Here is a 16,131-nt window from a genome sequence, read left to right as displayed (position 1 = left end):
GGGGAGCAGGGGGACAAGGAGGACAAGGGGGAATTATTAAAATTAAGTCTCTCCCTTGTCTCCCCCCTCTTCCTTGTCTCCCTTTTCTCTTTTCCATGCCCAATGCCCCATGCCAAATTATGCTAGGGCTGGTACAGGAATTTCCAGGTGAGGATATAAGGGGAAGCGATCGCACAATGCTGCTACCCTTTGTCTACAATCTTGGGTTACTATGTCGGAATCTGGAGAAAGCAGGCGATCGCTAATAATATTTGCAATCTCGGTAAATTCTGCTACTCCTAAGCCCCGCGTGGTCATTGCGGGCGAACCTAACCTCAGACCACTGGTAACAAATGGCGATTGCGGATCAAAGGGAATGGTATTCTTGTTAGCAGTAATATTTACAGTACTGACTAGCTGATCCGCCTGCTTACCAGTTAGATTTACAGAGCGTAAATCTACGAGGAGTAAATGGTTATCAGTGCCATTTGACACTAGTTTTAAACCCCGACTTTGTAGTTGTTCTGCCAAAGCACGAGCATTTTCAATTACTTGGGCAGAATAAGTTTTAAACTCAGGCTTTAGGGCTTCTCCAAAAGCCACTGCTTTACCAGCAATGACGTGTTCTAATGGCCCGCCCTGACTGCCAGGAAAAACAGATTTATCTAGCTTTTTACCTAGTTCTGCGTCACCGGTCAAAATTAAACCACCTCTAGGGCCGCGGAGAGTCTTATGTGTAGTTGTTGTTACTACATGACAATGAGGAATGGGATCGGGATGAAGACCACTAGCAACTAAACCAGCGATATGAGCAATATCGGCAAGTAAGTAAGCGCCGATTTCATCAGCAATACTACGGAATTTTTCAAAATCAATTACACGGGGATAAGCTGAATAACCACAAATCAAGAGCTTGGGACGCTCCCTCAGCGCCAGCTCTCGAATTTGGTCATAGTCAAGTTGTTCTGTTTGTTGGCTGACACCATAGTGGCTAACTTGGAACCACTTACCTGAGACATTTACAGGTGAACCGTGGGTGAGATGTCCCCCATGAGACAAATCCATCCCCATAATTTTGTCCCCTGGTTCCAGCAGCGACAGGAACACTGCAAAATTGGCTTGTGCGCCAGAATGGGGTTGCACATTTGCATGAGCAGCACCAAATATCTGTTTAGCGCGATTGATCGCTAGTTTCTCGATTTTGTCGATAAACTCACAACCGCCATAGTAGCGTTTACCAGGTAATCCCTCGGCGTATTTATTTGTCAGTACTGAACCTTGAGCCGCTAGTACCGCAGCAGAGGTAAAGTTCTCGCTAGCAATCAACTCTAAGTGATCTCGCTGACGCTGTAGTTCGTCGTTGATTAACTCCGCGATCGCTGGATCGGTGGAGGAAAGAAAGTCTGAATTAGTCCTAGTCACTTCAATTATCCTTATGAAAATTTGTACAACGTGGATTTGGCTTAGGCACAGCACCTAACAGTTCTACGGAGGCGATTAATTGTCTCCGTACCTGGAGGTTTATTTGTGCCAACTTATTTATTATTAGGCGTAAGCTTGATTAATGCATTAATTATCATAATGTTGCTTTTTGAAGTTGCTTGCGTAGGCGTACGTCAAAGACATCGCTGCTCTGTGGATAAAAAACTGAACTCTTAGGCAATTAACTGTCGGTAATACAGCCCTTGCGGAACATGGCTATGAAGTTCTACCCTGGAAAACTTAAGCAGTCAGAATTGTGAAAAATGAAAAGTTCTTTGAAACTTACCTTTGACAATGGACAAACAGCATTAGCTATTCGAGTTGATCGACAAGCCGAATTACCAGATGCACTTAAGCAAATAGGGCTTGGCGGTTCGCATTCTATTTTAGTAGTGGTAGGGGGTGCAAGTAACATCAGTGCAGCCGACTTTCTCCGCATTAAACGGTTGTTTACAGAAGTTTTAGCCCCCATCGTCGAAAGTTTGGGGGCTTATGTTGTCGATGGAGGTACAGATGCGGGAGTTATGCAATTAATGGGTGAGGCTCGTACCCAAATAGGTGCTAAGTTTGCTTTGATTGGTGTTACACCCGAAAACAAAGTGGCTTTACCTAATCAACAAGAACCTGCTGCTGATTTGACACCGCTAGAGCCAAACCATACTCATTTTGTACTGGTTCCTGGCGATAATTGGGGCGACGAGTCACCTTGGATATCTCGCGTTGCAACTGTACTAGCTAATAATTCACCTTCGCTGACTGTACTTTTAAACGGTGGTGAGATTACCTTTGAAGATGCATTTTCTAGCGTTAATACCGGAAGGTTAGTTGTTGTGATTGCTGGTAGTGGTAGAACCGCAGATATCCTTGCAGATGCTTTGCGTGGAGAAGCTACCGATGAACGGGCTAAAAATTTGGCTAAATCTGGTAGATTACAATACATAAACCTAATAGATATAGAGGAGGGAGTTAAAAACTTAGGCAAAATAATTACAGATTTGCTTTCTAATTAGGAGTGAATAATGGCAAAAAAAGATAGTTATCAAGAATTTTTAAAGCAAGATTTTAACAAGTTATTTGAAGGTATGAACTTAGGCGATGGGCAAAGACATTTTTTGCGATCGCGCTGGTTAGACCAAGTACTCTGGATGGAAGGTAAAGCGAATTTATCACGCGATCGCCATTATTTGTTGCGGATAACAACTATTGTTGGCGGTGTAATTCTCCCGGCATTGGTAAGTTTAAACATTAACGCTACTCTACAAGTTAACAATAAAGTCAAGAATGTTATTATCTGGTCAACTTTTGGTTTGAGTCAAATAGTTGCTGTTAGTGCTGCCATTGAAGAGTTTTTTCATTATGGAGAACGTTGGCGACACTATCGTCGTACAGTCGAATCTTTGAAAACCCAAGGGTGGCAATTTTCACAGTTGACAGGCCCTTATCGTGATTATACAAACCACGAACAGGCGTTTAATCTTTTTGCAGGTAATGTAGAAGATATTATTCAACGAGATGTTGAAATATACTCCACTCAAGTTATACAAGAAAAGAAAGAACAACAAAAGAGTCAGGAAAATTATATCCTGATGCCAAATGCAAAGATAACCAATTTGGAAGAAAAGAAAGAGGAAGATTAAAGAAGTAGGAAGTCGCAAGTCGCAAGTACAGTTTTGTAACGGGGATAAAGACAAGAGCCACAAAACTTACGGCTTCTTTTATAGCCGGGGACTTAGAGGTTGTTTGAAAAGTTTTTCGCTGTGACTTTAGGCACTTTTAGATCCCCCCTAACCCACGTCAGTCGCTCCACTTGGGGGTCTCCCCCATGAGCAGGTGGCGTGGATTTAGAGGGATCTAAAACTTTTGATACCGACAAGAGGACTTTTCAAACATCCTCTTAAACCCGCCGAAGTTTGTTAACAATTCAAAATTCAAAAATAAAATCGGGAAAACCATATACGACAAGAGGCAAGGGCTTGAAGTTAAATTTTCCCTGATTTACCTCTTCTTTTACGAATTACGAATTACGAATTACGAATTACGAATTATTTAAATAAACTCTCCCCCGTTAGATAAAAACATGGGGAGAGCTAGAACAAAGTCAGGTAGGGTAATCGGGCTACTTAAGTTTTTATTATTTTTAGACTTTATCTTATTCCTCCTAAAGACAGATAAATATTTCATTGGAATTCCATGTTGGTAGCTTTTGAAAAAAATTCCCCATTTCTAGATAGGAATGGGGAAATAGGAGTTAAAGTTCGTCAGGTGATCGGAATATCTGTTTATTTTGTCCTGATAATATCTTTCTCAATTCCTCCGTTAGATAGAGAAATACTCTCTCAAAATATTCAGGTATGTGTCTCTTAGCACTATCAGGTGAAATTTGGAATTTTGAATCTTTCAATTCGATTATCCAAAATTTAAAATTCAGTGAGTTAATTAACTAACTTCGGGAGGTTTAAATCCCCGGCTCAAGAGTAGCCGCAAGTATGTTAAGCGGAGTCTGTCTTGCAAAGTTGCTCCTCTACAGCGCAACTCTTGGAGACGCTTTGCGCTAAGCGAAGCTATGCCATTCGCGCAGCGTCTCTAAGAGTTGGCTTTACGCGCATCCTGCGGCGGGGGAAACACGCCAGTTCCTCCACTTGGGGAAACCCCAAGACTAGACTGGCTCCCCAACACCGCAATGCAGCGCTAAATCCCCGTCACAAAACGTAATTACAAATTACGAATTACAAATTACGAATTACGAATTACGAATTACGAATTATTTAACCGCCTTTAGGTACAGTATCTCCAGGCCCGGCGGTGACGATTACCAGATTTTCCGGCTTAATTAAATCCTCAATTGCCTGTTGCATCTGAGTCATAGTGACTGATTGAATCCGTTGAGGAAAGTCTCGGATTTCTGCTCGTGAAAGTCCCAAGACAGCATTATCTAAAATGATGCTTGATACATTACTGGGATTAGCTAAATCCACGGGGTAGCTATTAGTAATTGAGCGTTTTGCCGTGTTGAATTCAGCCTCAGTTACTCCTTGTTGGCGCAACTGTTTAAGTAAAGCGAGAGTACTGGCGATCGCTTTTTGGGTGTCTCCAGGAGCAGTTTGCATTTGAATCAAGAACGGGCCAGGATTGATGCCGGCGGCAAAACCACTATAGATACCGTAGGTTAGACCCAGGCGATCGCGCACTTCCGTACCCAAGCGGCTAGATAAGGTATCACCACCCAAAATTTGATTCAGTATCAGTGCCGCATAATAACGCGGGTCTTTCCGAGAGATGCCGTTGTAGCCGATGTAGGTAACAGCCTCAGCTTTACCAGGAATTATTTTGTTTAAACGTGTCGAAGTTTGCGGGAATGGCACGGATGATATTTTCAGCACAGGTGGCTTACCTGTGGCTTGCCATTTGCCAAACGCCTGATTCAGCAAAGTTTTTACCTTAACTGGATCAAAGTCTCCTACTATTGCGATCGTTGTGCTATCTGGTCGGTAGTGTGTCTGATAGAAGCCAAGCAAATTGTCACGAGTAATGGTCTTTAAGCTCTCGAATGTGGGAAAGCTATGGAATGGATGATTTTCAGGATAAATTGCCTGCTGGAATACTTGTCGTCCTAGTCCTCTAGGATCGTCTAGTTGGACTTTAAGACTTGTCAGTGCCCGTTGACGGCTCAATTCTAACTGGTCGGCTGGGAAAGTGGCATTTTCTAAGACATCTGCCAGAGTTTGAATCAATATCGGCAGGTTCTTTGAAAGTCCTTCACCGCTAACGTTAACTCCCTCGCGGCTGGCACTGAAGCTCAAATCGGCTCCCAGGTCTTCTAAGGTTTTTGCTAGGGTAAGAGCATTTTTAGTCTGCGTCCCATTCATTAAGTTGGTCGCAGTCAGATTTGCTAATCCAGCTTTTTGATTACCGTCAAATTCACTACCAGCGTCAATTTGTCCACTCAGGTTAATGGTGGGGAGGCTGCGATCGCGTAACAACAAAACCCGCAAGCCATTATTTAAGGTAAACTCTTCTGGTAGCGATGGTTTGGCCGAATCTGTAGCTGATGTGGCGGGTGGGAGATATTTAGCTAGTTCTGCCGGATCTACAGGTTTACCGGGGCTGAAATTTTCCACTGTGCGCCCAGAACCAGCGCTAGAAGTCCCTGGTTTGCCATCTGGTTGAGTTGGCTCAAAGAAGCCGATGGTTTGTTTAGCTGGATTTAGGTAGGTTTTGGCTACTTTCTGGACTTGGGCTGGGGTGACTTTTGCGATCGCAGCGAGATACTGTTCAATAAAACGATAATCACCTGCGATCGTTTGGTTATATCCCAGTTGGCTAGCCTGACTAGTAATATCTTGATTACCCAAGATATACGAAGCTTGCAGTTGCGTTTTCGCCCGGTTCAATTCTTCTGTGGTGACAGGCTGCTGTTGCAACTTTCCTAAAGATTCCTGAAGCACCTGGGCAATTTTACTTAACTCTTGACCAGGAGCCGCCGTAGCATTAATTTCATACCAACCTGGTTCGATGAGTTCGGCAGCACCGCCACTTACTGAACTGGCAAGTCCAGATTCTACCAAAGCCTGATAAAGTCTAGAGCTACGTCCACCTGTGAGAATGGCATCCATCACATCAATTGCTGGGACATCAGGATGCTTGATATCTGGTAAAGGATACACTGCTTGTAGTAGTGCCGCGCTTCCAGGTTGCTTCAAAACAATCGGTGCTTTTTTAGTAGTAGGGGCAACCGGAGAAGATGGAGCGACATTTCCCTTTACCGTGCCCTCTTGCGATCGTTTTGCCAACTTCCCATAAGTTTCTTGAACAACTTTGAGTACAGGTTCTGTGGCAAAATCCCCTGTAATTACTAACGTGGCATTTTCTGGGCTGTAGTAGGTTTGGTAATAATTCCGCACCTGCTCCACCGTGAATTTCTCTACATCAGCTTTTGTGCCTCCTACTGGTAAGCCATAAGCTCTGTTAGGGAAAGCATCTCGCATCACTGCCCGACTCAGACGATAGCCTGGTGAATTTTCGTACCCCTGTAACTCGGAAATCACCACCCGCTTTTCACTGGTGAGTTGTTCAGACCCAACTAAAGAATTTTCCATGCGATCGGCTTCCAGTGTCAACAATGCTTCGAGTCTGTCTCGTTGCACTGTGCCAAAGTAAGCTGTTTGGTCATAACTAGTAAAGGCATTGAACTGGCTACCCAAGGCACTAAACAATCTGCCAAACTGCACTGGGCGGGCAGTTGTACCCTTGAACATCAAATGTTCTAGCTGGTGAGAAATGCCATTTTCTCCCTTAACCTCGTTACGAGAACCAACTTTATACCAAACTTGCACACTCACCACTGGAGCAGTATGGACTTCCTTAGTTAGCACTGTTAAGCCGTTGTCCAACACCGTTTTTTTTACCCCTTGGGTGAATGAGGCAGCAGATACAGGTGCGACTGCTGTCGGTGTTGCAGCATTTATGAAATTGCTCGAAAAAGGCAAAAGACTTAGGAGCAGACTGAGAAAAAAACCTATAAACATATATGAACGTAACTTCATAAGCAATGCCAAATGCAAAATTTCTAATTTTGAAGAAGAATTCAGAAGCGGAGCCGGGGATTCCGAAACTTCGGTCAGAATCAATTAAGTAGGTTGGCGCAATTTAAAGCTAACTGGCAAGGGCTGTCATTTGTCCTTTGTCACTTGTACTGAGCGACTTGTGCCGAGCGAAGTCGAGGTAAGCCGAAGTATTGGTCATGACTTCAAGCCTCTTTACGTTTCGTAACATAATTTGGTTTATTTCTGCCAACTTATTTAGTAGGGGACTCGCTACCTCTGTACTGTCCGCTAGTCTTAGAGGATGTTTGAAAAGTCCTCTTCTCGGTAACAAAACGTTTTAGATCCCCCTAAATCCACGCCACTTGCTTCACTTGGGGAGACCCCAAGACCGCAGTGGCTCCCCGATAAATTGGGGGACTTTAAGAAGTTTTCCCCCCTTTTTAAGGGCAGGGCTGTTTCGTTCCCTCTTAAACAGGATTTGTCAAGATAGTTAGCGATAAAAATCATAAGTATGAGTAGCGACTGAATAGACTTTTAAGCACATAAACAACAGTGTAATTATCTGTTCTCTCGACACGCTCTTAGCAAAATAATCAAATTTAAATTGCTAGAACTCTTGATTTTTAAAGCCTTTTAGGGAATGAATCAGCCCTGCTTTTTAAGGGGGGCTAGGGGGGATCAATAAGTGCCTAAAATCACAGCTAACCACTTTTTAAACAACCTCTTACAGCATTCATTCTGAATTCTGTTTTGATAAAACAAAACTTTAGTACCACTTCGTGGAAGTCAAAAGACTTACATTCTGGGCTTTTTTACCATTTTCAATGGTAGCTTTATTTTTCCCATGCCGTAATAGTTGAGTTGGTTTTCAAGTCGCCCCGCTACCGCTAACAGAATGAATTCTGTACGACACAACGAATAGCTCAGTACATCAATGGTGGATAGCACAGCATCTCGTAGAGAGCTTCGCATCTTGATTCTGACCGGAGGCGGAGCGTCTCCGGCTCCGCTCCTGAATTCTTCTTTTCAAGACAGATGCAACTTTACGTACTGTTACTAATTATTGTAATTATATTAACAACTATTGCAATGTGTTCCATTTGACAAGTTTTTTGGTATATCTACTTCTACGATTGATTTGATTCCTAATTGTCATCCCATCAGGGTAGGTATCTCTGTCAAACTAGCAACAACTTTTTGAGATATGCAAACAAGAAACTTAATTGCATCATTCGCATTAGGTATAGCTTTAACAGCAATACCTGTATTACAGTCTCATGCCTTAGAAGAAAAAACACCGAACTTATATAATTTCACAGGATATAATTCTAAAGGCGATAAAGTCAGTATTAATTACTCGACATCAAGCTTTACTGGCAAGCCCCTTTTCAACTATCAAGATCAGAAACAGACATTAAACTTTCAGGGAGATGAGATCCGTACAGTCGAAACGGAAATTGGTACACTAGTGACTGTGACTATTAAAAAGACAGTAGATACTGGTTCCACCACATTTAGCTTGCTCATACCCCATATAAACCTGGGATACAGCAACGAAGTAAAAATTGTAACTAACGGAATCACAACATTAAATCGGTTTTCTACGATTCCTCAATTCAACCAAGGGCAGAAACAAACTTATACAATAATCCATCTCAAGGGGACAGCCCAAGCTGTCAATTTTTAAGTACAAAACGGATAAATAAATAGGACTTACGCAAAGCTATACGCGCTCCGTCCCCTACCTGAAAATAAGGGTTTTGGCTAAAGTTTTACGTAAGTCATCAGAAATTAAACTTCTTGCTCAAATGAAGAAAAGCGGTAAGGGTGAAGGCAAATAATTGCTTCTGTTTTTCTCCACCTTTATCAACTGAAGCCCCCTGGATATAGAGCAGTTATAATAAGTGGTATCAATATTTGGTTGCAATTATTGCTATGGAACGCGAAGCCCTAACAATTCGGTTTCCGGCTGATTTACTCCTCAAAGCTAAAAAAATTAAGGAAAGTAGCGAATCCTTGAATGATTTAGTAGTTGAGGCTTTGGAACGTGAGGTAAGCCGCCGCAGGGGATGGGCTGCCCATCAACGCATAATTGCCCGCAGCGAAACCGTTAAAGCTAAAACTGGGGTACAACCAGCTTCTACAGATTTGATTCGCAGCCTCAGAGAGAATGAAGGGCGACGTGACTAGAGTTTTGTGTTTAGATACTAGCGTTTGGATTCCCTATCTTGTACCAGAATTTTATCAACCCCAGTCCAGAAAACTAGTAGCAGAAGCCTTAAGTTTGAGTATACCCTTAGTGGCTCCAGCTTTTGCTTGGGCAGAAGTAGGATCTGTGCTAAGAAAGAAAACCCGCATGGGAGTAATTACAACAGAAGAAGCGCTAGGTTTTTTTGAAGACTTCTGCGAACTGCCTATTGATTACATTGAAGAAGAGGCAATTAGGTCAATGACCTGGAAAATTGCCGATAAATACGGTTTATCTACCCTTTATGATGCAGCATTTCTTGCTTGTGCTGAAAGTACATCTGCGGAGTTTTGGACGGCTGATACTGCACTGGTTAGACAACTCACACCCCGACCGGCTTATCTCCGAGAAATAGGAGAAATATAGCAGTATAGGGAAGTTTGACTTTTAATACCTATTACTGCAATGTGGGGAGAATTTCAGGGAACCATATAACTGTAGTTTTCACTTCTGTTTTCGCAGGTAATTCTTTTATGGTTAAAAGTGATCCTTCAAACACCCAACTCCCAATGCAAAACAAAGAAGCTTCTTTAGAAACAACTGATAATCACCTAAATATCAAATACCTTAAGCTTGTTAATCATACTGCTAGTCAAAGAAAAGATTGGTCTTACAAAGAATATTGCAAAATTGATGTTCCCTTCTATTTGCATTGGGCAATGAATGAAGACTTGAAGAAAAGATTGAGCGAAGAGGAAATTAATAAGATATTGGCACTAAAAGAAAAAGATGCAAACAAAGCAGTTCAGGGCGATCGCATTCTCTTGTGCCAAAACCATAAAAATCATGGTCATCGCGTAACTCATGTGGTGGAAACAGTTAGTCCCATTGCTGAAAATAAAGATGAGATATGGACACGTGAAGTTCAGGTAGTTTGGGTTGCACAAGACCCTTGGGAATATGCGCCACAGACAAAAAATGTAATTGGCGACTTTTTATTCAAGGGTGGCAACTTGATCGGTGCTAATGCTCCCTCAATTATTCTGAATTTAGATACACTGAAATAATTGAGCTTATGGAAATAATGTAGTGCGTCAACGCAGTGTAACGCACTCTACAAATAAATCAACTCTTAAACTTCTACATCTAAAGTCCGCACCAAAAAAGCCCATTTATCTGCGGCTTCCTCGATAATTTTAGCAGTGGGTTTACCTGCACCATGTCCTGCCTTAGTCTCAATTCTAATTAAGACTGGCGCATCACCTGCGTGAGCTTCTTGCAAAGCGGCGGCAAATTTGAAACTATGAGCAGGGACAACGCGATCGTCATGATCGGCTGTGGTAATTAAGGTGGCTGGGTAAGCTGTATCTGGTTTGATGTTATGGAGTGGCGAATAAGCATACAGCGCTGGAAACTCTTCTGAATTATCTGCTGAACCATATTCGGAAGTCCAAGCCCAACCGATGGTAAATTTGTGGAACCGCAACATATCCATCACGCCGACGGCGGGTATTGCTGCACCAAATAAATCGGGGCGCTGTGTTATGCAAGCACCAACTAATAAGCCACCGTTACTACCACCTGCGATCGCTAGCTTCTCAGTCTTAGTATACTTATTAGCAATCAACCACTCAGCTGCGCCAATAAAGTCATCAAAGACATTCTGCTTTTTATCCTTCATTCCTGCTTGATGCCATTCTTCGCCGTATTCTCCACCGCCACGGATATTAGACATCGCATAGACACCACCCATCTCCATCCACACCAACAGACTCACCGAAAAGCCAGGTGTCATTGAGGCATTAAAACCACCATAAGCATAGAGATAAGTGGGGTTATTTCCATCTAATTTAATGCCCTTTTTGTGCGTAATAAACATGGGTACTCTAGTACCATCTTTGCTCTGGTAAAAAACCTGTTTTGTCTCATAATCATCAGGATTAAAGTCTACCTGTGGCTGGCGAAAAATAGTACTTTTACCAGTTATCATATCGTACTGATAGATAGTTCCTGGTATGGTAAAGCTGGTGTAACTATAAAAAGTTTCGGTATCATGACGCTTTCCTCCAAAACCTCCGGCTGAACCGAGTCCGGGTAGTTCTACCTCACGAATAAACCCGCCTTTGAGGTCAAAGATTTTAATTTGGCTATGAGCATCTTTGAGGTAATCAGCAACAAATTGGTTATTGAGTATGCCTACACTTTCTAAGGTTTCTGCTGATTGGGGAATAATTTCTCGCCAATTTTCTGGCACAGGGTTTTTAGTGTCAATTGCAATAACTCTTCCCCGTGGTGCATTTAAATTCGTGCGGAAATAGAAGACGCTATCATCATTGTCGATAAAGCTGTAATCTGCCTTAAACTGGTTAATTAATTCTACAACTTCAGCATTAGGGTTAGTTAAATCTTTGAAGAAAACCAAGTTTTTGGAGTCGCTACCCAGCCAAATAGAAATTATTAGATAGTGTCCATCTTCAGAAACACCACCACCAAAACCCCATTCTTTTTGGTCAGGACGATGATAAATTAGTACATCTTCTGATTGAGGTTTGCCTAGTTGATGATAGTAGAGCTTTTGATAATAGTTAACATCTTCTAATTGAGTTTTTTCATTCGGCTCATCGTAGCGACTATAGAAGAAACCTTGATTATTATGTGTCCAGGATGCACCAGAAAATTTAATCCACTTCAGATGGTCTTGTAGGTCTTCACCAGTTTCAACATCGCGTACTTTCCACTCTTGCCAATCAGAACCAGAGGTGGATAGACCATAAGCTAAAAGTTTACCATCCTCGCTAATAGACAATCCTGAAAGAGCAACAGTGCCATCTTCTGAGAGTTGATTGGGATCGAGTAAAACTTTGGGTTGATCGTCGAGGTTTTTTAGAGTGTAGAGGACACTTTGGTTTTGCAGTCCGTCATTTTTAAAATAAAAGTAGCGAACTGTAGAACCGTCTCGCAGAGATTCGCCTTCTTTAAAAGGGATACCATATTTTTCATAATCCCAAAGTTTGGTGAGGCGCTGTTTAATTTTTTCCCTGGCAGGAATTTCGCTCAAGTAGCCAAAGGTAATTTGATTTTGTGCCTCAATCCAAGCCCTTGTTTCTTCAGAGTCAGGATCTTCTAACCAACGATAAGAATCTGCGACTAAAGTACCGTGGTAGTTATCGACTTGATTGCTTTTCTGGCTGGATGGGTAGGTGAGGGGTTTTTTAGATGAGGGCATAATCTCAGGTTGAAGTGCTTCTTTACATACTACAAAGATAGACCTAAGACGTGGGGCATACACTGACCAAATCTGCGGAAAAATTCTAAACACCTGACTATATTAGAATGGCAGGGCGTGATTTCAAGCTGGCGCGATCGCAAAATACTACCTGGAGAGGAGTGAGATCACCAGATTAACGATAATCTAAACACCGCCGACATTATTCTGTTGCTCATCAGTTCAGATTTATTTTTATGTGTTTTGGTTGGCTGGCGATGCCTCAAGGCTTGTAAAGTTTAGCATATAAGGCTTACAGGAAACAGTGAAGATTCACAAACAAGTCATTTCGCACGAAGTATTACGGTTTATACGTTTCTGTTACCTGGTACTGGGCATAAATTCCCTTTTAAAGCTGACAAATTGCTTTTAAAACTTGTAGCAACTGACTTGAACGCTCTCTTTCCATTAAATTTAATTCTGGTAACAGATAATAAATAGGCGGATTTCCTTGTTCAATATAGACAAACTGATAACTTCTACCATTAGTAGTTAATCCCCAAACTGATTTTTGATTATCTAAATTTTTATAAGAGTATGTGAGTAACTGAGGTAAACCTGTTGATATATCAATCTGACTATTTTTAGATTCAATTAACAGCACCCAAAAATATGTTTGAGGTTTTGTATGTTTAGCTTTACTAATAGCTAAAATATCAAATCTTCCTTTAATTTTGATATCTTCATCTTCAACTTCAATATCAGCAATATTTTCTTCCAAAACAATCTCGATAGGATAGCGATAAAAACCAGCCAATCTTAATAAAGGGGCAACGGCAAGAAATTTTACCTGACCTTCAGAAACTTTGCCTGCTGTAAGGTATCTATCAAAGTCATGCTGAATTTGTTTGAGTTCCTGCTGTTCTGCTTCCGTGAGAGGTTCCAGAAATAAGTAGTTAGAATATGAATCACTGTATTGTTCTTGAAAGCCAAACAGACGATGAATTTCTTCTAAGGATAAATTACGAGGGTCAAGAATTGTCATATATTTTTGCTTGATTAAGGTAAAACCCAATCCAAATTCCCTACATAAAACCTATCTTAACTCCTAGTTGACTAACCAACTTCTTTAGCGCTTTTTTATTACTCTGAAAAAATAAAATATTTGTAGGTTGGGTTGAACTTTAGTGTTACCCAACAAAATCAATAATTCTTGGTGTTGGGTTTCGTTCCTCAACCCAACCTACCCATAGAATTTTTGTAGCTTATGAGGCAAGCCTTCTTTTAACTTCTTCAGCCAAATCTACCAGTAGCACTTCTACTTGCTCACCTGATTTCAAATCTTTCAGCGAAGACTTTTGCGCTGCTGCTTCCTCAGAACCAATAATTACACAAAATTGAATTCCTTGCTTATCGGCTAGCTGAAATTGTTTACCCAAAGGACGCTTATCAAAGTTAGTAATAACATTAATTCCAGCCTGACGCAGATGTTGCGAAACTTTTAAATAAGTTGGCATTAAATCTTCTTGCATATTCACTACCATCACCTGGGCTGGTGTAGCAGCTAAGGTACTAAGAATACCAGCTTTTAACAACCGACTAATTAAGCGAGTTAAGCCGATAGAAATGCCTACACCAGGCATCTTTTCACCCAAAAATACCCCAACTAGTTCTTCATATCTGCCGCCAGAACAGATACTACCTAAAGCTTCATGTCCTAATAAGGTTGTTTCGTAAACTGTACCAGTATAGTAATCAAGACCACGGGCAATTGATAAATCAATACAGAAACGATTTTCGGCAACTCCGAGATTACGCACGCCTGTAATTACCGTTTCTAATTCGCTAATTCCCAGGCTTAATTGCTCGGTTTCTGGCAGGTTTTGGGTGAGATGCTTAAGCTTATCTAATACTTCATCAATAGAACCATCAATTTTAATAAAATCAATAATTTTTTGAGTCTGTTCTTCTGAAACTCCCTCTTTTTCTAATTCTTGTTTTACTTTACTTTCACCAATTTTTTCTAAATTATCAACAATACTAATACACGATTTAATTTTATCTTCGGTAATTCCTACTGACTTAAAAAAACCTATAAGAACTTTGCGATTATTGATACGAATCAAAAAATCACCGATATTAATTGCTTCAAATATTTCAGTGATAATTGCCGGCATTTGAGCATCATAGAGCAAGCTGAGTTCACGACGAGCAACTACATCAATATCACACTGGCGGAACTGACGAAAACGCCCATCTTTCGCTCGTTCTCCCCGAAAAACCATATCGGTTTGGTAGCGGGCAAAGGGAAAGGTTAACTCATTTAGGTGACGGGCGATATAAGCTGCTAAAGGAACTGTTTGATCAAACTTTAAAGCTCTTGCTTCTGAACCGGTTTCGCCTGATTTATCTCTCTCGGCTTGTCGATTTGGTGGCAGGATGGGGTCAATGCCATAGATGATATTGTCGCCTTGATTTCCTTTAGCTTGCAGTACTTCTAAACGTTCTACAGCAGGTGTTTCGATGGGCGTAAATCCATAGCTTTCAAAAACTCTACGGATGATATCTAACAAATATAATTCTAGACGCTTTTCATTAGGAAGAAATTCTGGAAAACCACTAGGAGTAGAAAAGTTTATTTTGTCACCTTTTGCCATGCGTGTACCTTACTAAGTTGAAATTTGAGATGAAAGCCTAACCACTGGAAGCCGTGGCTACACAAACAAAGTCCGCCTGCGCGGACTAGAGAATAATGATTGATGATTTCTGAGAACAGAAATTACTATTTTAGCCGTTCTTCTTGAATTAAGGTGCGTTGAAAGATTTTATTGTTCTTAAACCAATGCCAAGTGCGGGCACGATTGTTATTATCGGGACTAATGTAGATCATTTCGTATAAACTCATTTCTGGGTTTGTTTTATAACTAAACCACAAAATTACAACAGAATCATCAATTTCCCAGGCTTTCCCTTGGATGCGCTCGGTGTCAAACCAAAGTTTATTATCTTTATAGATTCCTGGAAATTCATGCTTTTCTTCTTTCCCATCAGACCACTTGTAGCGATTGATTTGATAGTAGGGATGAGGGCCATTTTCTGGAAATTGACAGGTTAAGTGAGACTCATAACTATCGAGGATTTTTCCTGTTGTATCAACTAATGTATAAGTTCCTACCCAATCTCCCTCATGACGGACTAGTACGGGCATTTCTTCTCGAATATTAGACATTGCAATTCACCTCTCAACAACTTTAGGTAAGGCATACAACTCAAGGTGAACTACCTCCACTTACCGCCAGAGGTAAGTAAGTGACGGACTAAAACCGCAAGCTCCCTTTGGTTGTGACAGGACGCAAATCATGAGCCATTTCTCTTACTAATGTTTGAGTCAGACCAAGTTCCACGCCGCAGAGCTTATTATATAATGCAATGCTGTAGTACTAACAATTCGATTTAGCGCTCTGCCTTTCTAGGTTACATGGACTAATTTTTGGATTCTACACATAACCCAATACGGTTCAGTTAAGGGTAAAAACTAAAAGTTGTGTAGGTTGGGTTGAGGAACGAAACCCAACATTATTAACCATTTGTTGGGTTTCGCTATTGCTCAACCCAACCTACTATTTTTATCAGGGTTAGCGCGTCTCAAAGCCTATTGACAAGAGGACTTGCCTGATCAGCAATCTTTGTTGGAAACAAAGTGACACCATCCGAGGTAGGGTAAGATTTAATTC

Annotated in this window: 12 protein-coding genes; 6 read left to right on the top strand and 6 right to left on the bottom strand. The window is 41.3% G+C overall.

Annotated elements, in window-relative coordinates:
* Nucleotides 1–117 precede the first annotated feature (117 nt).
* Nucleotides 118–1,401, bottom strand: coding sequence for a serine hydroxymethyltransferase (glyA, locus tag HWQ36_RS02395; RefSeq protein WP_292697722.1), 1,284 nt, complete (start codon nucleotides 1,399–1,401; stop codon nucleotides 118–120).
* Between the two features lie 323 nt (nucleotides 1,402–1,724).
* On the opposite strand from glyA, the gene HWQ36_RS02390 reads away from it, so the two are divergent.
* Together HWQ36_RS02390 and HWQ36_RS02385 are read left to right on the top strand one after the other, a co-directional pair.
* Nucleotides 1,725–2,471 (top strand): hypothetical protein, encoded by a 747-nt coding sequence (locus HWQ36_RS02390; RefSeq protein WP_292697720.1) that lies wholly within the window; start codon nucleotides 1,725–1,727, stop codon nucleotides 2,469–2,471.
* A gap of 9 nt (nucleotides 2,472–2,480) precedes the next feature.
* Nucleotides 2,481–3,098 (top strand): DUF4231 domain-containing protein, encoded by a 618-nt coding sequence (locus HWQ36_RS02385; protein ID WP_292697718.1) that lies wholly within the window; start codon nucleotides 2,481–2,483, stop codon nucleotides 3,096–3,098.
* A 1,128-nt stretch (nucleotides 3,099–4,226) separates the two neighbouring features.
* On the opposite strand, the gene HWQ36_RS02380 is transcribed toward HWQ36_RS02385, so the two are convergent.
* The gene (locus tag HWQ36_RS02380) at nucleotides 4,227–7,004 is read right to left on the bottom strand and encodes a pitrilysin family protein (RefSeq protein WP_292697716.1); all 2,778 of its coding nucleotides are present in this window, start codon (nucleotides 7,002–7,004) and stop codon (nucleotides 4,227–4,229) included.
* Between the two features lie 1,204 nt (nucleotides 7,005–8,208).
* Between HWQ36_RS02380 and HWQ36_RS02375 the strand changes: the two genes are divergently transcribed.
* From HWQ36_RS02375 to HWQ36_RS02360, 4 genes are all read left to right on the top strand, one after another.
* Nucleotides 8,209–8,691: a hypothetical protein gene (locus HWQ36_RS02375; protein ID WP_292697714.1), complete on the top strand. Its 483-nt coding sequence runs from the start codon at nucleotides 8,209–8,211 to the stop codon at nucleotides 8,689–8,691.
* A gap of 230 nt (nucleotides 8,692–8,921) precedes the next feature.
* The gene (locus HWQ36_RS02370) at nucleotides 8,922–9,194 is read left to right on the top strand and encodes a YlcI/YnfO family protein (protein ID WP_366828248.1); all 273 of its coding nucleotides are present in this window, start codon (nucleotides 8,922–8,924) and stop codon (nucleotides 9,192–9,194) included.
* Nucleotides 9,187–9,618: a type II toxin-antitoxin system VapC family toxin gene (locus tag HWQ36_RS02365; RefSeq protein WP_292697712.1), complete on the top strand. Its 432-nt coding sequence runs from the start codon at nucleotides 9,187–9,189 to the stop codon at nucleotides 9,616–9,618. The genes HWQ36_RS02370 and HWQ36_RS02365 overlap by 8 nt, the downstream gene beginning before the upstream one ends.
* A 143-nt stretch (nucleotides 9,619–9,761) precedes the next feature.
* Entirely contained in the window at nucleotides 9,762–10,259 is a 498-nt protein-coding gene (locus HWQ36_RS02360; RefSeq protein ID WP_292697710.1) for a hypothetical protein, read from the top strand.
* Between the two features lie 65 nt (nucleotides 10,260–10,324).
* Here the strand turns inward: HWQ36_RS02360 and HWQ36_RS02355 are convergent, their stop codons facing one another.
* The 4 genes from HWQ36_RS02355 to HWQ36_RS02340 all read right to left on the bottom strand — a co-directional run bounded on the left by HWQ36_RS02355 (nucleotide 10,325) and on the right by HWQ36_RS02340 (nucleotide 15,626).
* Nucleotides 10,325–12,418, bottom strand: coding sequence for a prolyl oligopeptidase family serine peptidase (locus HWQ36_RS02355; protein WP_292697708.1), 2,094 nt, complete (start codon nucleotides 12,416–12,418; stop codon nucleotides 10,325–10,327).
* A 388-nt stretch (nucleotides 12,419–12,806) separates the two neighbouring features.
* Nucleotides 12,807–13,442 carry a restriction endonuclease subunit R gene (locus HWQ36_RS02350; protein WP_292697706.1) on the bottom strand — a complete coding sequence of 212 codons (636 nt, stop codon included), beginning with the start codon at nucleotides 13,440–13,442 and terminating at the stop codon, nucleotides 12,807–12,809.
* 220 nt (nucleotides 13,443–13,662) lie between these two features.
* Nucleotides 13,663–15,054 carry a histidine--tRNA ligase gene (hisS, locus tag HWQ36_RS02345; protein ID WP_292697704.1) on the bottom strand — a complete coding sequence of 464 codons (1,392 nt, stop codon included), beginning with the start codon at nucleotides 15,052–15,054 and terminating at the stop codon, nucleotides 13,663–13,665.
* A gap of 125 nt (nucleotides 15,055–15,179) precedes the next feature.
* Nucleotides 15,180–15,626 (bottom strand): DUF3598 family protein, encoded by a 447-nt coding sequence (locus HWQ36_RS02340; RefSeq protein ID WP_292697702.1) that lies wholly within the window; start codon nucleotides 15,624–15,626, stop codon nucleotides 15,180–15,182.
* Nucleotides 15,627–16,131 lie beyond the last annotated feature (505 nt).

It is taken from the genome of Nostoc sp. NMS2 (assembly GCF_017115105.1).
GTDB lineage: Bacteria > Cyanobacteriota > Cyanobacteriia > Cyanobacteriales > Nostocaceae > Nostoc.
This window is presented reverse-complemented; position numbering and strand designations above follow the sequence as displayed.

Excerpts from the sequence above, each read along its gene's own strand:
- HWQ36_RS02380 (WP_292697716.1), bottom strand. The coding sequence starts at position 7,004 with ATGAAGTTACGTTCATATATGTTTATAGGTTTTTTTCTCAGTCTGCTC.
- HWQ36_RS02340 (WP_292697702.1), bottom strand. The coding sequence starts at position 15,626 with ATGTCTAATATTCGAGAAGAAATGCCCGTACTAGTCCGTCATGAGGGA.
- HWQ36_RS02360 (WP_292697710.1), top strand. The coding sequence starts at position 9,762 with ATGCAAAACAAAGAAGCTTCTTTAGAAACAACTGATAATCACCTAAAT.
- HWQ36_RS02355 (WP_292697708.1), bottom strand. The coding sequence starts at position 12,418 with ATGCCCTCATCTAAAAAACCCCTCACCTACCCATCCAGCCAGAAAAGC.
- HWQ36_RS02390 (WP_292697720.1), top strand. The coding sequence starts at position 1,725 with ATGAAAAGTTCTTTGAAACTTACCTTTGACAATGGACAAACAGCATTA.
- HWQ36_RS02350 (WP_292697706.1), bottom strand. The coding sequence starts at position 13,442 with ATGACAATTCTTGACCCTCGTAATTTATCCTTAGAAGAAATTCATCGT.
- HWQ36_RS02375 (WP_292697714.1), top strand. The coding sequence starts at position 8,209 with ATGCAAACAAGAAACTTAATTGCATCATTCGCATTAGGTATAGCTTTA.
- hisS (WP_292697704.1), bottom strand. The coding sequence starts at position 15,054 with ATGGCAAAAGGTGACAAAATAAACTTTTCTACTCCTAGTGGTTTTCCA.
- HWQ36_RS02385 (WP_292697718.1), top strand. The coding sequence starts at position 2,481 with ATGGCAAAAAAAGATAGTTATCAAGAATTTTTAAAGCAAGATTTTAAC.